The organism is Arenibacter palladensis, from assembly GCF_900129275.1.
Classification (GTDB): Bacteria; Bacteroidota; Bacteroidia; order Flavobacteriales; family Flavobacteriaceae; genus Arenibacter; species Arenibacter palladensis.
Window position 1 is genome coordinate 183,168 of record NZ_FQUX01000003.1, and the last position, 20,827, is coordinate 203,994.

General features: G+C 39.1%; 20 protein-coding genes. 10 read left to right on the forward strand and 10 right to left on the reverse strand.

The features are described 5' to 3' along the window. Nucleotides 1-62: 62 nt before the first annotated feature. Both BUA60_RS10930 and BUA60_RS10935 read left to right on the forward strand, forming a co-directional pair. On the forward strand, nucleotides 63-1,523 hold the full coding sequence (locus BUA60_RS10930) for a TolC family protein (protein WP_072861822.1): 1,461 nt from the start codon (nucleotides 63-65) through the stop codon (nucleotides 1,521-1,523). A 139-nt stretch (nucleotides 1,524-1,662) separates the two neighbouring features. After that, nucleotides 1,663-2,601 (forward strand): LysR substrate-binding domain-containing protein, encoded by a 939-nt coding sequence (locus BUA60_RS10935; RefSeq protein WP_072861823.1) that lies wholly within the window; start codon nucleotides 1,663-1,665, stop codon nucleotides 2,599-2,601. Here the strand turns inward: BUA60_RS10935 and BUA60_RS10940 are convergent, their stop codons facing one another. Together BUA60_RS10940 and BUA60_RS10945 are read right to left on the reverse strand one after the other, a co-directional pair. Then, nucleotides 2,602-2,997, reverse strand: a complete 396-nt coding sequence (locus tag BUA60_RS10940; RefSeq protein ID WP_072861824.1) for a lipocalin family protein — start codon at nucleotides 2,995-2,997, stop codon at nucleotides 2,602-2,604. Nucleotides 2,998-3,143: 146 nt separating this feature from the next. After that, nucleotides 3,144-3,341: a hypothetical protein gene (locus tag BUA60_RS10945; protein ID WP_031443636.1), complete on the reverse strand. Its 198-nt coding sequence runs from the start codon at nucleotides 3,339-3,341 to the stop codon at nucleotides 3,144-3,146. An 87-nt stretch (nucleotides 3,342-3,428) separates the two neighbouring features. Here BUA60_RS10945 and BUA60_RS10950 point away from each other — a divergent pair, with 87 nt between their 5' ends. Next, nucleotides 3,429-4,757 (forward strand): D-alanyl-D-alanine carboxypeptidase/D-alanyl-D-alanine-endopeptidase, encoded by a 1,329-nt coding sequence (locus BUA60_RS10950; RefSeq protein WP_245802531.1) that lies wholly within the window; start codon nucleotides 3,429-3,431, stop codon nucleotides 4,755-4,757. On the opposite strand, the gene BUA60_RS10955 is transcribed toward BUA60_RS10950, so the two are convergent. The 5 genes from BUA60_RS10955 to BUA60_RS10975 all read right to left on the reverse strand — a co-directional run bounded on the left by BUA60_RS10955 (nucleotide 4,751) and on the right by BUA60_RS10975 (nucleotide 8,097). After that, on the reverse strand, nucleotides 4,751-5,260 hold the full coding sequence (locus tag BUA60_RS10955; protein ID WP_072861825.1) for a peptide-methionine (S)-S-oxide reductase: 510 nt from the start codon (nucleotides 5,258-5,260) through the stop codon (nucleotides 4,751-4,753). The genes BUA60_RS10950 and BUA60_RS10955 overlap by 7 nt on opposite strands. 15 nt (nucleotides 5,261-5,275) lie before the next feature. Next, the gene (nudK, locus tag BUA60_RS10960; protein ID WP_072861826.1) at nucleotides 5,276-5,866 is read right to left on the reverse strand and encodes a GDP-mannose pyrophosphatase NudK; all 591 of its coding nucleotides are present in this window, start codon (nucleotides 5,864-5,866) and stop codon (nucleotides 5,276-5,278) included. A gap of 121 nt (nucleotides 5,867-5,987) precedes the next feature. Then, nucleotides 5,988-6,641 (reverse strand): DUF2461 domain-containing protein, encoded by a 654-nt coding sequence (locus BUA60_RS10965; protein WP_072861827.1) that lies wholly within the window; start codon nucleotides 6,639-6,641, stop codon nucleotides 5,988-5,990. A gap of 48 nt (nucleotides 6,642-6,689) precedes the next feature. Beyond that, nucleotides 6,690-7,487, reverse strand: coding sequence for a TIGR00266 family protein (locus BUA60_RS10970; RefSeq protein ID WP_072861828.1), 798 nt, complete (start codon nucleotides 7,485-7,487; stop codon nucleotides 6,690-6,692). 154 nt (nucleotides 7,488-7,641) lie between these two features. Next, nucleotides 7,642-8,097 (reverse strand): DUF4442 domain-containing protein, encoded by a 456-nt coding sequence (locus BUA60_RS10975; protein ID WP_072861829.1) that lies wholly within the window; start codon nucleotides 8,095-8,097, stop codon nucleotides 7,642-7,644. A 267-nt stretch (nucleotides 8,098-8,364) separates the two neighbouring features. Between BUA60_RS10975 and BUA60_RS10980 the strand changes: the two genes are divergently transcribed. The 6 genes from BUA60_RS10980 (at nucleotide 8,365) to BUA60_RS11005 (ending at nucleotide 14,109) form a co-directional block, all read left to right on the forward strand. After that, a complete protein-coding gene (locus BUA60_RS10980; RefSeq protein WP_072861830.1) occupies nucleotides 8,365-8,841 on the forward strand; it encodes a DUF4870 domain-containing protein in 477 nt (158 codons plus the stop codon). A gap of 118 nt (nucleotides 8,842-8,959) precedes the next feature. Beyond that, nucleotides 8,960-9,295: a PadR family transcriptional regulator gene (locus BUA60_RS10985; RefSeq protein ID WP_072861831.1), complete on the forward strand. Its 336-nt coding sequence runs from the start codon at nucleotides 8,960-8,962 to the stop codon at nucleotides 9,293-9,295. A 3-nt stretch (nucleotides 9,296-9,298) separates the two neighbouring features. After that, nucleotides 9,299-11,050: a PspC domain-containing protein gene (locus tag BUA60_RS10990; protein WP_072861832.1), complete on the forward strand. Its 1,752-nt coding sequence runs from the start codon at nucleotides 9,299-9,301 to the stop codon at nucleotides 11,048-11,050. A 144-nt stretch (nucleotides 11,051-11,194) separates the two neighbouring features. Continuing rightward, the gene (locus BUA60_RS10995; RefSeq protein ID WP_072861833.1) at nucleotides 11,195-11,920 is read left to right on the forward strand and encodes a head GIN domain-containing protein; all 726 of its coding nucleotides are present in this window, start codon (nucleotides 11,195-11,197) and stop codon (nucleotides 11,918-11,920) included. A gap of 123 nt (nucleotides 11,921-12,043) precedes the next feature. Next, nucleotides 12,044-13,054, forward strand: a complete 1,011-nt coding sequence (locus tag BUA60_RS11000; protein ID WP_072861834.1) for a dipeptide epimerase — start codon at nucleotides 12,044-12,046, stop codon at nucleotides 13,052-13,054. After that, nucleotides 13,054-14,109, forward strand: coding sequence for a PLP-dependent aminotransferase family protein (locus BUA60_RS11005; RefSeq protein WP_072861835.1), 1,056 nt, complete (start codon nucleotides 13,054-13,056; stop codon nucleotides 14,107-14,109). Before BUA60_RS11000 ends, BUA60_RS11005 begins: the two co-directional genes overlap by 1 nt. A gap of 61 nt (nucleotides 14,110-14,170) precedes the next feature. Here BUA60_RS11005 and BUA60_RS11010 read toward each other — a convergent pair whose 3' ends face one another. Together BUA60_RS11010 and BUA60_RS11015 are read right to left on the reverse strand one after the other, a co-directional pair. Beyond that, nucleotides 14,171-15,652, reverse strand: coding sequence for a SusD/RagB family nutrient-binding outer membrane lipoprotein (locus BUA60_RS11010; protein ID WP_072862063.1), 1,482 nt, complete (start codon nucleotides 15,650-15,652; stop codon nucleotides 14,171-14,173). Nucleotides 15,653-15,663: 11 nt separating this feature from the next. Next, nucleotides 15,664-18,786, reverse strand: a complete 3,123-nt coding sequence (locus BUA60_RS11015) for a SusC/RagA family TonB-linked outer membrane protein (RefSeq protein WP_072861836.1) — start codon at nucleotides 18,784-18,786, stop codon at nucleotides 15,664-15,666. Between the two features lie 250 nt (nucleotides 18,787-19,036). Between BUA60_RS11015 and BUA60_RS11020 the strand changes: the two genes are divergently transcribed. Continuing rightward, a complete protein-coding gene (locus BUA60_RS11020; protein ID WP_072861837.1) occupies nucleotides 19,037-19,483 on the forward strand; it encodes a hypothetical protein in 447 nt (148 codons plus the stop codon). 162 nt (nucleotides 19,484-19,645) lie between these two features. Here the strand turns inward: BUA60_RS11020 and trxB are convergent, their stop codons facing one another. Beyond that, complete coding sequence (gene trxB / locus BUA60_RS11025; RefSeq protein WP_072861838.1) at nucleotides 19,646-20,614, reverse strand: thioredoxin-disulfide reductase; 969 nt, start codon at nucleotides 20,612-20,614, stop codon at nucleotides 19,646-19,648. Nucleotides 20,615-20,827: the final 213 nt, after the last annotated feature.

Sequence of the window (20,827 nt, forward strand, 5' to 3'; positions counted from 1 at the left end):
ATTTTTTAGATAACACCTATAACAATTACCCTCCCCCATTTTATCAATCAAAATAGTCCAAAATGAAAAAATGTATTGTGTTGTTATTCCTATGTTCAAATCTTTTTGTCCTGGGACAGTCCAAAAAGCTAACACTAACCGAAGCCATAGAAATGGCGAAAAAAAACTCCCCGGAATACCAAGCCGTCCTAAACCAATCCCAAGGTAGCTATTGGAGGTACAGGACCTATATGGCCGAATTTTTGCCCCAGTTTAGATTAATTGCTACTGTTCCGGATTACTCCAATTCCATTCAAAGGATTACCAACGACGAGGGCCAGGATATTTTCGTAAATCAAAATCAATCTAGAATTGATGGGCAACTTGCCATCACCCAGCAAGTACCATTTACAGGGGGAGACTTTTCCTTAATTTCCCGATTACAAAGAGTGGATCGTTATGGTGACATTGAATCCAGTAATTACTCCCTAACACCATTCTCCATAAATTACTATCAGAATTCCCTATTCTTTAATCCGTACAAATGGGACAGGCAAATAGAACCGTTAAGGTATGAGGAATCCAAACGCGAATTCATAGAACGAATGGAAGATATTTCCTTAAGTAGTTGCCAACGTTATTTTAGTCTTTTAACCGCACAAATGAGATTAAGAAATTCCCAAAATAATTTGGCAACACAAGATACCTTATTGCAGATTGCCAAGGGAAGGTTTGAAATTGGAAAAATAGCAGAGAACGAATTGCTGCAAATGGAACTCGGACATCTAAATTCACAAAATGAAGTTACTACCAATACCATCTCCCTTAAAAGAACTTCCCAAAATTTGGCCCGCTATCTGGAACTGGAAACAGAGGATATAGAACTTTTTATACCGGAGAAATTGGTAGATTTTGAGGTTAGCGTAGAAACCGCCCTGGATGAGGCTACCAACAACCGAAAATCCGTTATAGAGTTTAGAAGGAGACGTTTGGAAGCGGAAAGAAACCTTGCCCAAATAAAGGGTACCAATAGGTTGGAAATTAATGTCAATGCCAATTTTGGGCTAAACAAACGTGCAGATGAATATGACGATCTGTTCCAAGATTTTGATAGACAACAGAATGTATCCGTATCCCTAGGTATTCCCATTTTCGATTGGGGCGTATCCAAATCCAAAAGAAAAATGGGCGAGGCCGATCTTGGTCTGGTAGAAACAAATATTGAACAAGAACAACAAGCCTTTGAACAGGAAATTTACCTGCATATATTAAACTGGTCCAGCAAAAGGGATTTTCTGGCAACTTCGGAAAAAGCAAAAGAGATTGCCATAAAACGCTATCAAATTACTAAAGAAAGATATATACTGGGAAAAATTACAATTACGGACCTAAATCTGGCGCAACAGGAAAAAGACAAGGCAGAACTGGAATACCTCAATTCCTTACAAAATTTCTGGACGGATTACTATACGTTGAGAAAACTGACACTCTACGATTTTATCAATAACAAAAAAATTGAAGCTGAGAACATTATTATAGATTGAAAGCCCCATGATAATAAGTTACTGACCTAACAACCATAATTTGGAAAAATGGGCCGGTAAAAAGAATTTATAAGTAAGGGTAGATCTGCTTAGGTTTTGATAATAGTTTTCCTAATTTTATGACTTTAAATAATACTTCATGACCATTACACAATTGCAATATGTACTAGCCGTTGCCGAGTACCAAAATTTTACCTTAGCGGCCGAAAAGAGCTTTGTTACCCAACCTACTTTGAGTATGCAGGTCCAAAAATTGGAAGACGAGCTGGACATATTAATTTTCGACAGAGGCAAAAAGCCCATTACCATAACAGAAGTGGGCGCCAAAATAGTGGCCCAAGCAAAAAATATTGTCAATGAGGCCAACCGTATAAAAGATATTGTGGATCAGGAAAAGGGTTTTATAGGCGGTGAATTTACCCTTGGAATCATCCCTACCATTATGCCCACCTTATTGCCCATGTTCCTGAGGACCTTCATAAAAAAATACCCCAAGGTAAACCTGATCATTAAGGAGCAAAACACGGAAAATCTGATCCGTAACCTGCAAGATGGGCATATAGACGCCGCTATTGCCGCAACGCCGTTGGAAATAGAATTTATTAAGGAACGCCCGCTATATTACGAACCATTTGTGGGGTATGTACCTCCCAATCATAGACTGGGACAAACATCTGAATTGGTACCCGAAGATTTGGAAATTTCGGATGTGCTGCTATTACGGGACGGGCATTGTTTTAGGGATGGAGTAATAAACTTGTGCAACGCCTCAAAAAACTATCAGGAAGAGCATTTTCAATTGCAAAGCGGTAGTTTTGAAACATTGATCAACCTTTCCAATGAAGGATTGGGCATGACCCTCCTACCTTTCCTGAACACTATTGAACTGGATGATAAAAAGAAACAGAACCTTAAATTCTTTAAAAATCCGTCTCCTGCACGGGAAGTAAGTCTAATTTACCACAAAAGCGAGCTCAAAATACAAATTACAGAGGCATTATATGACGTTATTGCCAGTGTAGTAAGAGGTGCCATTGCTTTTCAGGATGTAAAAATTATAAGTCCGTTGAACAAATAATTATTCCATTTTTCGATATTTATAGGAACACTCTTCAATACAGCCAACATTGGACAAAATAAGTCGTCCTTCAGAAAAGCTCATATTAAAATTGGTCTCTATGGCATTGTTTTCACAATGATATCGTAAAGTCAATACACTTTCATTTGTACTGTAAATTCCATTTACAATCCCACCACAAGCCTTTTCATTGTGGGTATAGGAACCATTGGACTTAAATTCAAATATTGGTCCGTTCATTACTGTGGTCCAATTTTCAACAATATCGCCAGGGCTGATTTTGGTGGCTTCCAATTGCCATTTTCCTAAAAGTTCATTTGTAATTAAGGGTAAGGTATCCTCATCCTTCCCACAACTTAGAAGGAATAGGATACATAGGTAGGTTAATTGCTTCATTATATATAATATTGGGGGTCCGCCATTATATACGGTTGAATTAGCCTAAATAGTTGTTTTTAAAGTTAAAGAAGTCTTAAAAAAACAAAGTTGCCCAAAAATTCATAAGCAAAAAAAACCACCTTATATATGAAGGTGGCTTATATCTATGCTTTCAAATAAAGAAGGCTTTGTTGTAGTTCTGGTTTGTCATTAATAAATTGCTTTAACCAGAGTTTTAATTCTTCTATTTCAAATGGTAATAGTCTAGTCACTGCTTTTTCTAGTTCTTTGCAAAATAACTTTGTATCAAAACTAACCTTTTGCAGTACGGTTTTGGTGTACTCTAACATAGCTCTTGCCATATTTCAAAATAATTTTAGGTTGCTTGGACTAAGATAACCAATAAAAGGTATATATTATTGCCGTCTTTCCGTTAAATAATAGATAAAATGATGTTAAAGTCGATGAACGTACATTTTCAACAGCTTTTTTTAAATAAAAAAAGGACTCTTGGACAACTGATTTTGGTTGGGGCCTCAATAAGTTTAATAGGGTGCAAAACACTGAATAACAGTAAACTAAACAAGACCATTAACCAAAAGATAAGCTCTCGAACAACCAATAATTACTTTCAGGGTATATTAATTTATGATCCTGTAAAAAAGGATACCGTGTATAGCCATAATAGCCAAAAATATTTTACTCCGGCAAGTAATACCAAGATAATTACATTGTATACTTCCCTTAAAACCCTGCCAGAAAAGATCCCTTCCCTAAAATATATTGTTAAAAATGATACCCTCTATATGGAAGGTACTGGTGACCCAACTTTGTTGCATCCTTATTTTGGTGACAGTACCGCAATAAAATTTGCCATGAACTATAAGAACGTATCCCTTTATCTAAATAATTTTGAGGAAAGCAGGTATGGTCCAGGTTGGGCCTGGGAGGATTATGACTTATATTTTAGTCCTGAAAGAAATGGTTTACCCTTATACGGCAATGTTGTAACCATTACCAATAATGATAGTTTGGCAGTAAGCCCTACCTATTTTAAAAACCAAGTTGTGCCGATTAGTTATGGGGTAAATCGGGAATTGTACAGCAATACCTTTTATTATGATCCTCAGAGAAGGGATACCTTGGAGAGTCCGTTTATGATAGACAGCACCCTGACAAAAAGCCTCCTCGAAGAAGCCCTCCTTAAAAAGGTGAATGTTGTACAGAAAATGCCGAATGACGAAAAACAAATATTGTACAGTGTTGCTTCAGATTCCCTATATAAAAGAATGATGGAAGTGAGTGATAATTTTCTCGCGGAACAATTATTAATCTTAAGCTCCTCTACCCTTTCGGATACCCTGAACAGTGCAAAAGCCAGAAATTATATATTGGACAATTATTTACAGGAACTTGAGCAACCACCAAGATGGGTAGATGGTTCCGGACTTTCCCGATATAATTTGTTTACTCCTGGAACTATGGTCTATGTATTAAATAAAATGTACCAAGAAATACCAAGGGAACGCTTGTTCAATTTTTTCCCCGTTGGAGGCCTCAGCGGGACTTTAAAGGGAAGGTTTAATGGTGATGACCGCCCCTATATTTACGCCAAAACCGGATCACTTGGCAATAATTATTGCCTTAGTGGATATCTAATAACGCGGTCTGGAAAAACTTTAATATTTAGTTTTATGAACAACCATTTTACCAAAAGCAATAGTGAAGTAAAACAGCATATGGAGTCTATTTTTGAAATGATCAGGGACAATTATTGATCCAAGACCTTGACATGATCTACCTGGTCCGCAAATTTCAACAATAACAACTTAAGCTTTGGGGCAATATGTGTTGTGCAAAACGGCTTGTATGGATTTTTGAAGTAATAATTTTGAAACGCCTTATCGGAAATTTTAAATTCTTTGAACGGCAGGACTTTGGTTATTAAGGGACTTTTAAAATTCTCTTGAAATTTTTGTAGTGCCAAGGCGCACCTTTCAGCATCCACAGTTTCAAAAGTATAAATGGCAGAGCGATATTTTTTACGCATGCTATGGTTGGAAGTAGATTTATGGGTGTAAAGGTGTATCAAAATTAAATCTTCCAGACTTATGTTAATGGGATCATAACGAACAATTACAGCTTCGGAAAAGGAAGACTCCTCCCCCTCGGAAGCTACAAAACCCTGTTCCACACTTATTATCCCCTTTAAAGAGTTATAGACGGCTTCGGTACACCAGTGGCAGCCACCACCAAAGGCAATTCTATGAATAGTTTCCATAATGGGTTGGTCGCTTTAGTTGATGGAAAATAACCCATTAATTTTAGCGTATTGCAGTAACATTATGGTCTTGGCATCTTTTATTTCACCTGTATGTATCATTTCCATAGCTTTTTCAAAGTCCAACTCCAAGACTTCAATATTTTCTGTCTCCTCCTCGGCCCCTCCCCCATCGCCTATCTTCATTTTTTCTTCATATGACCCAATAAAGAAATAAAGGATCTCGGTAACCGAGCCGGGCGACATATAGGACTCAAAAACTTTCTCTACTTTTTCCAATTTATAACCGGTTTCTTCCTCGGTTTCTTTTTTTATACAGTCTTCAGGATGGTCACCATCCAGGAGTCCGGCACAAACTTCTATCATCATCCCGGAGTCATTGCCATTTATATAGGTAGGCATCCGAAACTGTCTGGTAAGTATAACCGTTTTGTTCTTTTTGTTGTACAGTAAAATGGCAGCACCGTTTCCCCGATCATAGGCCTCTCGGGATTGGGTCTCCCAGCTACCGTCATCCCTCTGATATTCAAAGGTTAACTTTTCAAGTTTATACCAGTTATCGGACAACAACTCCTTTTTTATGTTTCTTACTTTTTTGTTGTTCATTTATGGGAAGTTCATGTTTTCATACAAATCTAGGCATTTTTAGACCCTGGGAAACGGCAAAAATTAAGATGGATGGCGCCAAAAGAATTTATATTTACTTGAGGTAAGATATAAACCTACCTTATACCGTAACCGCATTGTTCAAATACCTCCTAAAGGGGAGCATTTCCATATAAACAGAGAGTATTTTCTCCTTAAAATCATCTTCTAATATTTCCTTTTGTGAAAGGGGATGCATAACGGCGAAGGTTTTATGCCGTAACAATTCCACATGCGGATGATCTTTAGAAAATCCTTTGGGAGCATTCTTTAGTGTCTCATCCACCACCAATTCCCCAAAAGTGTCCTTAAAGGATTTTTTATTCAGAATCTTTTTAAACTCTTCTCCGTCGTAGTCAATAGCTTCGCGAATACTGCGCAAGGTTTTGGGATCTGGTCTCCAAAATCCGCCGGCCAACATGGACTTGCCAAGACCTATCTCAATATAAAAATCGGCCGTATTGGGCGCCTTGTCCAACCCTGCTCCAAAATGGTCCTTATAGATAGGTTTGTTGGGGTGGAACATCAGATTATTATTAATTCTATTTATTCCCTTCTTCCCCGGTGTGCTGTAATATTCGTTGTCAACAGCCCCAAGTGCCACATCCAATTCATTCAACCATTCTATATAATCATCCCTTACCTCCTTGTACCATTTTCGGTTTCCATCCATCCATTCCTTGGAATTGTTCCGGTTAAGCTCAGTTAGAAATTGAAAAAGGGATTTAAAATTCATTAGTCGGTTTATGTGATTAAAGATAACTATTAGAGGTTCTTGGTTAAATTAAAATCGGTTATCCCCGTCCAATAGATCACCCAAGCCGCCTAAAATACTTCCTTCACCCTTGTCTTTTCCTCCTCGCGGAATGGACGCCAAGACCCTACCCGCCAATCTGCTAAAGGGTAGTGATTGAATATACACGGTACCGGGTCCACGGAGGGTGGCATAAAAAAGCCCTTCTCCCCCAAAGATGGTGTTTTTGATTCCCCCTATAAATTCAATATCATAGTCCACCTCCTTGGTAAAGCCTATGATACAGCCTGTATCCACTTTTAAGGTTTCTCCAGGACCTAGTACCTTTTTCGCCGTAGTTCCTCCCGCATGCACAAAGGCCATTCCGTCTCCCTCCAATTTTTGCATGATAAATCCTTCCCCTCCAAATAGTCCTCGACCCAATCTCTTTGAAAATTCAATTCCCACGGAAACACCTTTTGCCGCACACAAAAAAGCATCCTTCTGACAAATGAATTTCCCCTGAAATTCACTAAGGTCTATCGGAATAATTTTTCCGGGATAAGGCGAGGCAAAGCTTACCTGCTTTTTACCATTTCCTATGTTTAAAAATGCCGTCATAAATAGACTTTCGCCCGTTAGCAATCGTTTTCCTGCCGAGAATAATTTTCCTAGGACTCCCGTATCCTGATTGGAACCATCACCAAAAATGGTATCCATTTTAATATCGGAATCCATCATCATAAAACTTCCTGCCTCGGCTACAACGGCTTCTTGTGGATCCAATTCTATTTCCACATATTGCATTTCCTCCCCGTAAATTACATAGTCTATTTCGTGTGCGTTCATACTATAACTTTAATATTTTGATTTTTTTTTCAGACCATAAGTACCAAAAACAACCATTTTGTTACAACGTTCCATAAGTATATTGCTACATAGCCTCACTGGCAAATTGATCCATTAGTACATTGATTCATTGGTAGATTAGCACATTAAATCATTAAGCCTTAACCTTAAGGGTCCATTCAAAATTAAAGGTAGAAACTACAATACCTTCCTCGTTGACGCCGACCGATTTCATCCATATGGTCTGCCCCTCGCCCGTTTCAATGGTTTTTTTAATGGCGTCCGCTATAAGATGACCCTCCTCACAAGTAAAGGTAATTTTACCTGTCGCTTTTTTTGAAAAATTAGCATTGTTATTGGCCACCAGCATAGAAATATTCTTTCCGCTCTTTCTAATCTGATTCATGACCATAGCACCTGTGGTAAGCTCAGCGGCCATCCCTTGAACGGCCCAAAACAAGGATTTGAACGGATTTTGATTTATCCATCTATGTCTTACGGTCACTACGGCCTTTTTTTCATCAATATATCTTAAACGCACTCCTGTCCACCATACAGCAGGGAGTTTAAAGAAGCTGAACATGTTAATTTTACTTGCATCGGAAGCCATAGCTGTTGTTTAATGTGTATCAAAAGTATATAAAATGTATGAATCGACAATTGTTAATAAATTGTTAATTTTTAGTACTTTGTTTTGCATAGTACCTTCTTTTAGATATATATTTGCATAAGAAGTTATTAGGCTTAATAAGATCAGTCTGTAAAAATAGTCTGCATTAACCCTTAAAAATAGTTTTGGATGCAACCGAAAACTGTTTTATCCTAAGCCTATAATAAAATTGAGATAGTACGTAATGGTAACACTAATCATACAACAATGACCGAAACACTGAGCAAACACGAAAAAAATTTGGCGGCCATAATACATGCCTCCACCTTTTCCAAGTATTTTATACCTTTTGGGAATTTCCTTCTTCCATTAATTCTTTGGACAGCCAATAAAAAGGATCTTAGCTTCGTAGACCAAAATGGTAAACGTGCCCTGAATTTTCAAATCAGTCTATTATTATACTCTGTTATCCTAGGCATATTCACTGTTCCTTTTGTAATAGGGATTATACCGGAAATTTTTCATTTGGCAGATTTTAACTTTGCCAATTTTAACGAATTCAACGGCCTAAATTTCGATTTTCAATCCTTCCATCTGGGCAAATTGCTTTGGCCACTGGGAGTAGCAGGAGCTGCACAGTTGGGACTCTTCCTTGTAAATATAGTCTATACCATATTGGCCACCATTCGTACTAGTGAAGGACTGGATTTTCAGTACCCGATTAGCATACCATTTATTAAATAAGGATTAATACAATTAGTACTCATCACACTAATTCGAGAGTTTATTCATCAATTAATATCAAAAAGCTGCAATGCGATCATCAAAAAACGAACAGTAAAATTATTATAATCATGTAATTATGAATATTGAAAACACAAAAGCACAAATGCGCAAGGGCGTTTTGGAGTACTGCATACTTTCCATTCTCAATGGAGAGGACAAGTATACCTCCGAAATCCTGGACACCTTAAAGGATGCTAAAATGCTAGTAGTAGAGGGTACCATTTATCCCTTGCTTACAAGATTAAAAAATGCAGGATTGCTCAACTATCGTTGGGAAGAATCCACTTCAGGTCCCCCAAGAAAATATTACACATTAACAGAAACTGGAAAACTATTCCTAAAGGAATTGGACAGCACTTGGGATGAACTTAGAAATGCAACGAACCTTGTTACCAAAACAAAAAAAAGTTAAAAAATGAACAAGACAATAAATATAAATCTGGCCAATTTATTCTTTCACATAGATGAACAAGCCTACACTAAATTGCAACGTTACTTAGAGGCCATAAAACGTTCCTTTGCCAACACCAATGGTAGCGAAGAGATCATAGCCGATATAGAGGCCAGAATAGCCGAACTTTTCCATGAAAAAATGGAAAACGAAAGACAGGTAATTACCGAGAAGGAAGTGGACGAGGTTATAGGGATCATGGGACAACCCGAAGATTACATGGTTGACGAGGACATTTTTGAAGACCAACCACAATCAACAAAAAAATCAACTAGGGTAAGAAAATTATACAGGGACATAGACAATAAATATATTGGGGGTGTGTCTGCCGGTCTAGGACATTATTTTGGAATAGATGCCCTCTGGGTTAGACTTATATGGATTCTGCTTACCATATTTAGCTGGGGAGGATTTGTATTTATCTATATTCTCCTATGGATCTTAATTCCGGAGGCCGTAACTACGGCCCAGAAGCTGGATATGCGCGGTGAGGCCGTTAACATCAGCAATATCGAAAAAAAAGTAAAGGAAAGTTTTGACGATGTAGCGGAAAAGGTCAAAAATGTAGACTATGAAAAAGTGGGAAATAAGGTAAAGGATGGTAGCCGCGGTTTCTTCAATGCCATTGCCGATATTATCATGTTCTTCTTTAAGATCATTGGCAAATTCATAGGAATAATCTTGATAATTATTGGGGCTGCGGGAATAGTTGCCCTATTGGTAGGTCTTTTTACTGTAGGTATATTGGATATAATACACTTACCAGGTGTAGATTTTTATAATCTAGTCAACTCCACCAATACTCCGGTATGGGTGGTTTCAATTCTGGCATTTTTCGCAATTGGAATTCCCTTTTTCTTCCTAATGTACCTAGGCCTAAAGATTTTGGTGAACAATTTAAAATCCATCGGCAATGTTGTAAAATTTACGCTACTGGGGTTGTGGTTGATCTCTATAATATTATTGACCGTTTTTGGCATACACCAAGCAGCTGCCCATGCCTACTCAGGTAATGTGGCCATTGAAAAGGAATTGGTTTTTGTCCAACCTTCGGAACCGGTTAAAATAAATTTAAGGTCAACTGACAGGGACAAACAGGAAAACAACATGCGTATTAATGGGATTGTATTGGATTATACTGAAAATGGGGAAGAAATTCTCATTTCACGGGATTTTCGTATGTACTTAAAAATGTCGCACGATTCCATAGCCCGAATCGAAGTGAGGAAAAACGCCAATGGGAATTCCTTTAAGAATGCAACAGAGACAGCAGGCAAGATCAACTACAGTTATTTGGTGCAAGGAAACACCATTCTATTGGATGACTATTTATCAACCGGTAGGGAAAATAAATTTAGAGACCAAGATGTAAGGGTATATCTCTACCTTCCTATGGGGACCAAAGTAGAATTCGGAAGTTCTCCAGAAAACTGTTGGATCATCAGGGCGAATAATGACCGGAATATGAACGGTTGTGAAATAACAAAATATGCCTGGATGATGAATAAGGATGGTGAAATGAAATGTGAAAACTGTCCTGAAATTGAAGAAGTCGACGACGACAAGAATGGCAAAATTATAATTAATGAAGATGGGGTGGATATTGACATAAAGGGCAACGGTGATAATTTTAAACTTAAAATAGACGATAAGGGGGTACAGATAAAAACCAACGAAACCAATCGTACCTATTTAAAAGAGGATACCGTTCAGTAGGCTCTTTTAACAACTCGGTAATTTATAATATGGCCAAAGCAACCTAATTGATAATTTTAAACAAACCATTAAACAGTAACATTAATCAATCCTTGAAATACTCTGTCCCCCGAGAGATCATTACAAGACTCAAAAACAACAATCATGACAACACTAGCAAGAATTACCATCACACTAATCTTGGCAATCCTATTTTCTTCATGCGGTTTCGATATCAACATTGGACCTGGCAAGAAAGGAAATGGAATTGTGGAAGAAGACAACCGAAGGGTGACTTCGGATTTTACCGCCATTTCAGTTTCCGAAGGCTTGGATGCCTACGTTACCCAAGGCGATGATTTCGAAATTGTAGTGGAGGCCGATGAAAATATCATAGACCTAATTGGGACCGATATCAAAAATGGAACCTTACGGATCCATGCCATTGAAAATATTGGTAGGGCTACCAAGAATATCCATGTAACCCTACCTGTAATTACAGCCTTGGAAACTTCCAGTGGTGCCGCCCTGACTACTAAAAACACTATAGAGGCCGAGAACATTGAATTGAGCTCCAGTAGTGGTTCCAATCTTCAAATTGAAGAACTAAAGGCTTACAATGTAATAGCGGAATCCAGCAGCGGTGCCCAAATTAGGGTGGCCGGAGAAACAGAAACACTCAATAGCAGTGCCAGTAGTGGTTCTGGAATAAAAGCCGAAAACTTGAACTCTGCCAAATGTAGTGCCAGTGCCAGTAGTGGTGCCGGTATTACGGTAAACGCATCCGAATCGTTAATTGCTAAGGCCAGTAGCGGCGGAGACATCCGCTATACTGGAAGTGCGAAGGTAGAACATAAAAAATCGAGTTCCGGAAGTGTCAGCGCATTATAAATGTCAGACCCTGTATTAATTAGGATTCCACTGTCCTAAAATATTCAAAACCCATTGACATTTCAATGGGTTTTCATTTTCCAATACATCATCTTTCTTTATATTCGTTCAATAAATTATGTTATGAAAATAAAGATCAAAAAATATGTACTTCCGCTAAAGCACACTTTCAGTATTTCCAGGGAATCCCATGATTTTCAAGATTCTATGATCGTTTCCCTTGAACGGGATGGTAAAACGGGCTACGGTGAAGCAACATCCAACCCCTACTATAAAATAACCTTTGAAACCATGAAGGCGGAGATTGAAAATGTCAGGGAAGAAATTGAGGGTTTTAATTTCAAGGAGCCGGAGGCCTTCCATGCATTCTTGGTTTCCAAGAAATTGAGCAATTTCGCTATCTGCGCATTGGATCTTGCTGCCAACGATTTGTACGGAAAAATCCTTGGCAAACCATTGTATGAAATATGGAATACGGACAACAGTAGTTATCCCATAACCAATTATACCATTGGTTTGGATTCCATTGAAAAAATGGTGGCCAAGATGAAAGAAATGCCTTGGCCCATATACAAAATAAAGCTAGGTACCGATAAAGATGTTGAGATAGTAAGGGAACTTCGCAAACATACCGATGCCATATTCAGGGTAGATGCCAATTGTGCATGGACGGCGGAGGAAACCATTGTCAACGCCCCTTTATTGAAGGATTTAGGCGTTGAGTTTTTGGAACAACCTCTTAAAGCGGATGATTGGACAGGAATGGAAGCAGTAATGCACCAAAGCATTCTGCCAGTAATTGCGGATGAAAGCTGTATAGTGGAAAGCGATGTTGAGAAATGCGCGCTTCATTTTAACGGAATCAACATAAAATTGACAAAATGTGGCGGCCTCACCCCAGCACGGCGAATGATCAAAAGGGCCAAGGAATTAAATCTACAAGTAATGGTGGGGTGTATGACCGAATCCACTGTTGGCATATCGGCCATTGCACAACTAATTCCACAATTGGATTATGTGGATATGGACGGCGCCATGTTATTAAAAGAAGATATTGCCGACGGGGTAATCATTGAGGGTAACGGCAAGGTAATCTTTCCTACCTCTGGTGGAAGCGGAATAAGTTTACGTTGATGACTATTTATACCGATGGGTTTCCAGGAAGGGAACTGGAGTTGGACCAAAAGAAATTTTTGTATTTTGGTGGTACTTCCTATCTGGGGTTGCAGACCGACGAAGCTTTTCAAGAAATCTTCATATCCAATATCAGGAAATACGGCACCAATTATGGAGCTTCCAGAAAATCGAATGTACGAATTTCCGTTTTTGAAAAAGCAGAACAGTTCCTATCCCAATTGGTGGGGTGTGAGTCCAGCGCCATATTGTCCTCCGGTTATTTGGCAGGACAACTGGTTAGGCAAACTATGGATACCAAGGAGCATAGACTGTTCTATGCCCCCAACACCCATTCTGCCCTCTATTCCCCTACCCCATCCACAAAGTTGAAACCATACATCACTTTCACGGCCTTGAATATAGCCGTTAGAGCCCATTTGGAAACTAATGAAACAACAACTCCTGTTGTGTTTTTGGATGCCATTGATTTTTCCGGGGCCAATTATCCCGATTTTGAGGGATTAAGAACGCTACCATTGGAAAAGATAATCCTAGTGGTAGATGATTCACACGGAATTGGCATTGTAGGTGAAGATGGTGGTGGTATTTTTCGAAGGTTGATAGAATTAAATCCTAAAGAACTTATTGTTTGCTGTTCATTGGGAAAAGGGTTCGGGATTCAGGCGGGGTCCATTTTTGGAACTGAAAAGAGAATTGGACAGTTCATGGACACTCCTTTTTTTGGAGGGGCAAGTCCGGCGTCACCTGCGGCCGTGGCCTGCCTAATGGACGGAAAGACACTCTTTCTTGAAAAAAGGGATATTCTAATTAACAATATTGATTTATTCAAGTCCAATATTAAAAATTTGGATAGGTTTAAATTTATGGAGGGGCATCCGGCCTTCAGCTTTACTGATGAAAGGCTTGTAGATTACCTGGAACGGCAAAATGTTTTGGTAACCAGTTTTCGTTACCCCGATGAGGATTCCCACCTTATGAGCAGAATTGTAATAAGTGCCCATCACAACAGTGAGGATATCCTTTTATTATGTAATATTATTAATTCCTATTAATAAAACGAAACGGCCATCCGTTGTGGATGGCCGCTCTATTTAACATTTACCTTGTATAAAATTAATTATCCCACCACACTGGCGTAACCGGGGATTGTTGGTTTGCCAAAACATTGGCCTCATTTCTGCTCAACTCGGTTGAAGGATAAATGGCCCTTCTGAACCATTGTCCAGCAAACTCACTGTCATCACTTGCTTCCTCCAATCTTATTTGTAGACCTGTGAAGACATCATCGGAAAAATCATATCTTCTATAATCCACAAAAGTCTCTGGATTCAAAAAGTTATTTATATATTTTTCCTTCATGATATGATGTAGCATTAGCCCGGCTTCACCCACGGCAATGGCCCCATCGGTCAAATAATCGGAACCATCCACATCATACATATCCATACTGGCTTGAATCCCTTCCAAATAAGCGGTGTACGCCTCGGCACTAGATCCAGTACTTGTAGTGTTTCCTCCGTTGGCCAAAAAAGCAGCCTCTGCCTCTATAAATTTGGCTTCGGCATAACTGATCAACAATAAAGGAGAATCTACACTGGTATAATATCCATCGGTCTTGAAACGGGTATTGGCATCGCTACCGTCCGGCGCTATACCGGCACCTCCACTCACAAAACCTTTCCATTCCGCCTCGTCTCCATTTTCGGCAAACAAGGGCAATCTTGGATCTATGGCAAGTGCACCACTTTCAAATGGATAATAATCCCCGTTCATAGAACTTACCAACTGGCTAGCTATATCGTTGCTCAGGTTACCTGTAGACCTAGCCAAAATTTCTGCAGAGTACCAAGGATTGATGTTTTTCTCATTGTAGGACATCTGAAAATTATCATCATTTGAAGTAAAACCGTTGGCAATGGAAGTTAAAACCTCGCTGGCAGTAACAGTACCTTTGTTAACCAAATGCAACTGATATCTTGCTTTAACAGTATAGGCCGCCCTTAACCATTGATCGGAATCACCCCCGTAGATAAGATCCGAGCTTCCCAAATTAAAGCCCGAGTTATCTGGACCTTCCAACGCAGTAATGGCGGAATTTAGGAGCGTGAATATTTCCGTATAAATCGATTCTTGGGTATCAAAGGTTGGAAAATTATTATCCGGGCCGTCTGTAGCATCCGAATAGGGTATATTATCCCAAGTATCGGTAGCTATTCCAAGATTTATGGCAATAAGAATATCCGAGATAGCTCCAATGTGTGTAGCGTTGTTCTCAGCAGCCTTCTCCTTAATTGCCTTAAGATTAGGCAAAATATAAAGGTAAACCTGACTCCACAATCCACTTGCTTCTGTTTGTCCTGCAGCTCCTCCTCCGGTAGATACAAAATTCTGTACATAATTTCCAAAGGCCAATTCGGCAGATCGCTGACCTTCCATGGTGCTATGAATTACCGGTGCCATTAAATCCTGCATTCTCAACTCCTCCAAAGTTGCTGTATTGGAAGGGGTATTTACATCAAAATAATCATCACTACACGAAATCTGCGCAACTAAAAGAAGTGATAAAATTCCTGTTTTTATAATATTGTTTTTCATGTTTATCATATTTAGAATGAAATATTTAGACCGAAGGAGTAGCTTTGGCTCAACGGAACACTAAGTCCTGTAAAACCGTAAACGTTACTACCAGCACTGTACTGGTTACCTTCTGGATCGAAACCATCAAATGGAGTCCATACAAGAATATTGGATGCACTAACGGAAAGACTTAGCTTCTCCATTTTAAGGTCGCGGGTAAATTTGTTATCCATGTCGTAAGTCAAACTAACATTACGCAATTTAACCCAAGATGCATCCTGTACGAGTATTTCTGCGGCCCTATTGTAGACATTTGAATTTCTATAGTAATCTTGATCTATCAAGGCTGGTGTAGTGTTGGTGGTAAAACCTCCACTTCCATCATCCATTACCCCCTCCAGGACCACTTCTTCATCCCTGACCAAAGTACTCAAAGGATTACCGTTCCTGATAGAATTTCTAAGTCCGGAATCATAAAGGTCTCCACCTTCCTTATATTCCAATAAGAAATTGAATCCAATACCCTTCCATTTAAAATTACTGCCCAAGGAAGATATGAAATCTGGAAAGGCGTTTCCAACCTTTACCCTTTCATCCAATACGATTTCTGGAAAGCCATTGGCGTCCAAATACCTTTCACCATTTTCGTACCTCCATTTATATCCGTAAAGATTCCCCATTTTATCACCTGCCCTAATTTCCGAAGTAATTCCGGCAAAACCAGAATCTGCAAAAATAATGGACTCTATATCATCGGGGATTTCCAACACCTTACCTTCACTAGTAGACCAGTTAAGAATTAACTCCCATCTAAAATCGTTGCTTCTTATGATGTCCGCACTAACCAACAATTCATGTCCAAATACCTCGTAATCCCCGGCATTCCTTGTAATTCCAGAAAGTCCGGAAGAATATGCGGTTCCAACGGTAAATATTTGATCCTTAACACGTGTTTTGTAGTAGGCATAATCCAATCTTATCCTATCTTTCATAAATCTAAGATCCGCACCAAATTCTGTGGATTGGTTACGTTCCGGAACTATATCCAAATCTCCCAATAAGGTACTTCTTCTATATCCACCGGCACCGCCGAAAGGGAAATCCCCATCTACCACAAAATATTGTCCAACATCCCCAAAACCTGGCCCTTTACCTACCTCGGCCCAAGAAGCCCTAAGTTTACCAAAAGTAAAGACATCATTATCTCCAAATACATCGGAAACATCATACGCCAAACTTGCTGATGGATAAAAGAATGATCTATTTTCTTTGGGCAAGGTGGACAACCAGTCATTTCTACCTGTTAAGGTCAAAAACAATTTGTCTTTGTAACCCAATTTTAATTCTCCAAAGGCGCCAACGTTACGCAGTTGTGTTACACTATTATTCAGAAAATAATTAATGGTGTTTCCTATTTCGTTAATTCCAGGAACGTTCAGGCCTTCTCCCCTTGCCTCGTCATAATCCCTTTTGGTATCGGAGATCTGATGTCCCAATGTAAGGTCCGTAGTAAAATCGTCCGACCAATCCTTGGTAAATGCTACCAAAAGATTGGATTCCAAACCGGTAAAATTGATATTTTGATTTAAGACAAATCCACCAACCTGGGAACCTCCATCCAAATCTGCACCAACAAATCGATTTCTTTGGTCCGAATAATTATCTATTTGGGCAGCGTAAGTAACATTTACCCATTCCTTAGGACTCCAGTTCAGGGTAGCATTACCTATCCATCTATTTACATCATCAATTAGGCTACTTGTTTCCATTAAATACCTTGGGTTGTCAATTATCCCAAAAGAATAATCCCTTTCGGTACCATCGGCATTCATATAATCATTTATTGGAAAGGTCCCTGAGTAATAGGAAAGGGCACTCATAACGGATTTATCCCCTCCATTGGCTCTACGTCCGCCCGATTTAGTATAGGCAATAGAGGAATTCAATGTCAATTTATCAGAAATCTTATATCCTGCTTTTAACCTAAAATTATTCTTGCCGTAATCCGTGTTAGGAAGTACGCCATCTTCTTGGTCTTTTCCCATGGAAAAGAAATAATCCAATTTTTCATTGGCCCCACTAATACTCAAGTTTACTTGGGAGTTGAAGCCCGTTCTAAAGATATCGTAAGGACTGTAAAAACGATCCCCTGTTAGATCCACCACTGTGCCATTAGACAAGGTATAGGAATCATCAGAATATTTAGGTCCCCAGCTATAAAAGGAGGTGGCATTTTGAACTCTATTGAAACCAGTTTCGGAGTCTGGATCGTAAAGTGTCCTTGGAGCGCCACTAAATCCTTCCCTATAGGTAGTTTGTAAGGAAGGGGTTGTTTGTATATCCCTAAAGGTGGTTGAGGCCGTTAAATTAATTTTGGCCTTTCCTTGTTTACCTTTTTTGGTAGTAATGATAATAGCCCCATTGGATGCACGTACACCGTACAAAGCCGTTGCGGCCGCTCCTTTAAGTACGTTGAAACTTTCAATGTCCTCAGGGTTGATATCCCCGGCTCGGTTGGAAAACGCAAACTGTTCGGAACTGCTGGCTGAATTGGACCCTGCACTGGGCCTTACCTCACCTGAAAAAGTATCATTGTTCAATGCAATCCCATCAACAACAATTAAAGGCTGATTGCTCCTACTAGGGTTAACGGAAGTAATACCCCTTATCAAGATATCTACCCCTCCACCTGAGGACCCGGATGTTCTATTGATTTGAACCCCTGCAACTCTACCTTGCAAACTTTCCATGGGATTTGATTGTCCCGCTAAATTGAGGTCTTCAGTGTTGACTTGGGTTACAGAGTATCCTAGGGATTTCTGTTTCTTCTCCACACCAAAGGCTGTAACCACAACTTCGTCCAATGCACTGGCATCTTCCGAAAGAACAATACTTAATTCAGTATTTGTTGAAACCCTAACATCCTGCGATTTCATTCCCAAATACGAAAATCGGACAAGGTCGCCCTGCTTGGCTGCGATTGCAAAATTACCATCAAAATCGGTCGTGGTTCCTGTATTGGTCCCAACAATTAAAACAGTAACCCCAGGAAGTGGCATACCACTTTCATCTTTCACGTTACCGGTAACATTTTGCGCAAAGCCATGCCAAGTGAGCATGAAGGTGCACAACAACAATAGTTTTTGTATCATATTAGTTTGTTTTTATTAATCTAAGTTAAAAATCATAAAAAAATCATAAAAATCAAACATCAAGGGAGCGAAATGTGATTTATACAATAATAGCGCTACTTATCAAAGTTTTTATCACAAAAAACAGACTATAAACTACTATTACTTAATTCTTTTTGAAAGGATTTTTTTAACATATTCTCAGTTTCATATGTTAATATTCTAAAAAAGTCGTAACTTATAAGTATCTAAACTCATAAATGAAATCGCCATGAAAAAAATACTTGGAATAGTTTTCTTGATGTTGTTTTTGGTATCCGCAACCGAAATTACATCTACAAAAATTCAAAACCCCAACACCTTGGAAGGTACTTGGGAATTAGTAAGCTTTAACAATTACGATGGTAACGATGTTGTAAAAACCATACCTCCTACAGATGGTTACCGTCAAATTAAAATGTTTTATAATGGAAAGGTAATGTGGACCCGATATGTGCCCACAGATTCCATTGAATGGTTTGGTTATGGCTCTTATAAAGCCACAGACAGTACCTTGACCGAAAAATTGGAATATATGTCCGCTTCCATGAAGAAAGTTGCCAATGAAAATATGGAATGGCATATGGAACTCAAATTGGAGGGGGATAAATACAGCCAAATTTTTATTGATGCGGATGGGAACCGAATAAATTCTGAAAACTACAAACGTCTAAACTAGATTGAGATTCTAGTCTGACTTTCCAGTGGGATATAACAAATTTACACTCCATGACTAAAAAAACGATCTGTACCCGGAACCTAAGTTCCTCGTACAGATCGTTTCTAATTGCCCTTAATTCATGTATTATATAAATTTTGGGCATTTCTACTTTAATGCCGTTTAAGACGAAACTTCTTGATGGCTTTCAATGGTTGCCAAATATCGCTCCGCATCAAGTGCTGCCATACAGCCAGTTCCGGCAGCTGTAACAGCCTGCCTATATTCCTTATCCTGTACATCACCACTTGCAAAAACACCAGGCTTACTAGTTTTGGTAGTTTTACCTTGGGTAATTATATACCCAGTTTCATCCATTTCCAGTTGTCCCTTAAAAATATCGGTATTTGGTTTATGCCCTATGGCAATGAACAATCCGGTAATGGCAATGTCCTCTTTTTCTCCGGTAACATTGTTCACCATTCGTAAACCTTCCACTACCTGATCGCCCAAAACGGTATCCACTTCCGTATTGTAACGAATTTCAATATTGTCCAAGCTGTTTACCCTATGTTGCATGGCCTTTGAAGCACGCATTTCGTCCCTTCTCACCAACATAGTAACTTTTTTACAAATATTGGCCAAATAAGAAGCTTCCTCAGCAGCAGTATCCCCTGCCCCTACAATTGCTACTTCCTGCCCTTTATAAAAGAAGCCATCACATACTGCACATGCCGATACACCGCCCCCACGAAGTTTTTGTTCGCTAGGGATACCTAAATATTTCGCGGTAGCTCCGGTTGAAATAATTACAGTTTCCGCTTCTATATGCTTGCTGTCGTCTACGGTAACCTTGTGTATACCGCCTACTTCATTACTAAAATCTACAGCGGTAACCATACCAATACGTACCTCAGTACCAAATCTTTCGGCCTGTTTCTGTAATTGCATCATCATTGTAGGTCCATCAACTCCATCTGGATATCCAGGAAAGTTATCCACCTCTGTTGTCGTGGTCAATTGTCCACCAGGTTCCATTCCAGTATACAGTACTGGCTTTAAATCTGCCCTAGATGCATAAATAGCTGCAGTATAGCCTGCAGGTCCCGAACCAATAATCAACGTTTTTAAACGCTCTACTTTATCTGCCATAATAAAAACCTTCTATTATTCTTGTTAGAAAGCAAAAGTAGGATTTTCAATAAAAAACTTACGCCAAAAGTTATAAAAAGTTATTATAAAACTAGTTGCACAAGCTATGGTTGTCACCACATTTAACGTTAACGCTCCTTTTTGTTGTGAAATTGGAAATACTACGTGGAAAGATTAATGGCATTAGATTTATTCAAAGTTAATCAGTGTCAT

Coding starts and splice junctions, on each gene's coding strand:
- BUA60_RS10930 (WP_072861822.1), top strand. CDS start 63: ATGAAAAAATGTATTGTGTTGTTATTCCTATGTTCAAATCTTTTTGTC.
- BUA60_RS10935 (WP_072861823.1), top strand. CDS start 1,663: ATGACCATTACACAATTGCAATATGTACTAGCCGTTGCCGAGTACCAA.
- BUA60_RS10940 (WP_072861824.1), bottom strand. CDS start 2,997: ATGAAGCAATTAACCTACCTATGTATCCTATTCCTTCTAAGTTGTGGG.
- BUA60_RS10945 (WP_031443636.1), bottom strand. CDS start 3,341: ATGGCAAGAGCTATGTTAGAGTACACCAAAACCGTACTGCAAAAGGTT.
- BUA60_RS10950 (WP_245802531.1), top strand. CDS start 3,429: ATGATGTTAAAGTCGATGAACGTACATTTTCAACAGCTTTTTTTAAAT.
- BUA60_RS10955 (WP_072861825.1), bottom strand. CDS start 5,260: ATGGAAACTATTCATAGAATTGCCTTTGGTGGTGGCTGCCACTGGTGT.
- nudK (WP_072861826.1), bottom strand. CDS start 5,866: ATGAACAACAAAAAAGTAAGAAACATAAAAAAGGAGTTGTTGTCCGAT.
- BUA60_RS10965 (WP_072861827.1), bottom strand. CDS start 6,641: ATGAATTTTAAATCCCTTTTTCAATTTCTAACTGAGCTTAACCGGAAC.
- BUA60_RS10970 (WP_072861828.1), bottom strand. CDS start 7,487: ATGAACGCACACGAAATAGACTATGTAATTTACGGGGAGGAAATGCAA.
- BUA60_RS10975 (WP_072861829.1), bottom strand. CDS start 8,097: ATGGCTTCCGATGCAAGTAAAATTAACATGTTCAGCTTCTTTAAACTC.
- BUA60_RS10980 (WP_072861830.1), top strand. CDS start 8,365: ATGACCGAAACACTGAGCAAACACGAAAAAAATTTGGCGGCCATAATA.
- BUA60_RS10985 (WP_072861831.1), top strand. CDS start 8,960: ATGAATATTGAAAACACAAAAGCACAAATGCGCAAGGGCGTTTTGGAG.
- BUA60_RS10990 (WP_072861832.1), top strand. CDS start 9,299: ATGAACAAGACAATAAATATAAATCTGGCCAATTTATTCTTTCACATA.
- BUA60_RS10995 (WP_072861833.1), top strand. CDS start 11,195: ATGACAACACTAGCAAGAATTACCATCACACTAATCTTGGCAATCCTA.
- BUA60_RS11000 (WP_072861834.1), top strand. CDS start 12,044: ATGAAAATAAAGATCAAAAAATATGTACTTCCGCTAAAGCACACTTTC.
- BUA60_RS11005 (WP_072861835.1), top strand. CDS start 13,054: ATGACTATTTATACCGATGGGTTTCCAGGAAGGGAACTGGAGTTGGAC.
- BUA60_RS11010 (WP_072862063.1), bottom strand. CDS start 15,652: ATGAAAAACAATATTATAAAAACAGGAATTTTATCACTTCTTTTAGTT.
- BUA60_RS11015 (WP_072861836.1), bottom strand. CDS start 18,786: ATGATACAAAAACTATTGTTGTTGTGCACCTTCATGCTCACTTGGCAT.
- BUA60_RS11020 (WP_072861837.1), top strand. CDS start 19,037: ATGAAAAAAATACTTGGAATAGTTTTCTTGATGTTGTTTTTGGTATCC.
- trxB (WP_072861838.1), bottom strand. CDS start 20,614: ATGGCAGATAAAGTAGAGCGTTTAAAAACGTTGATTATTGGTTCGGGA.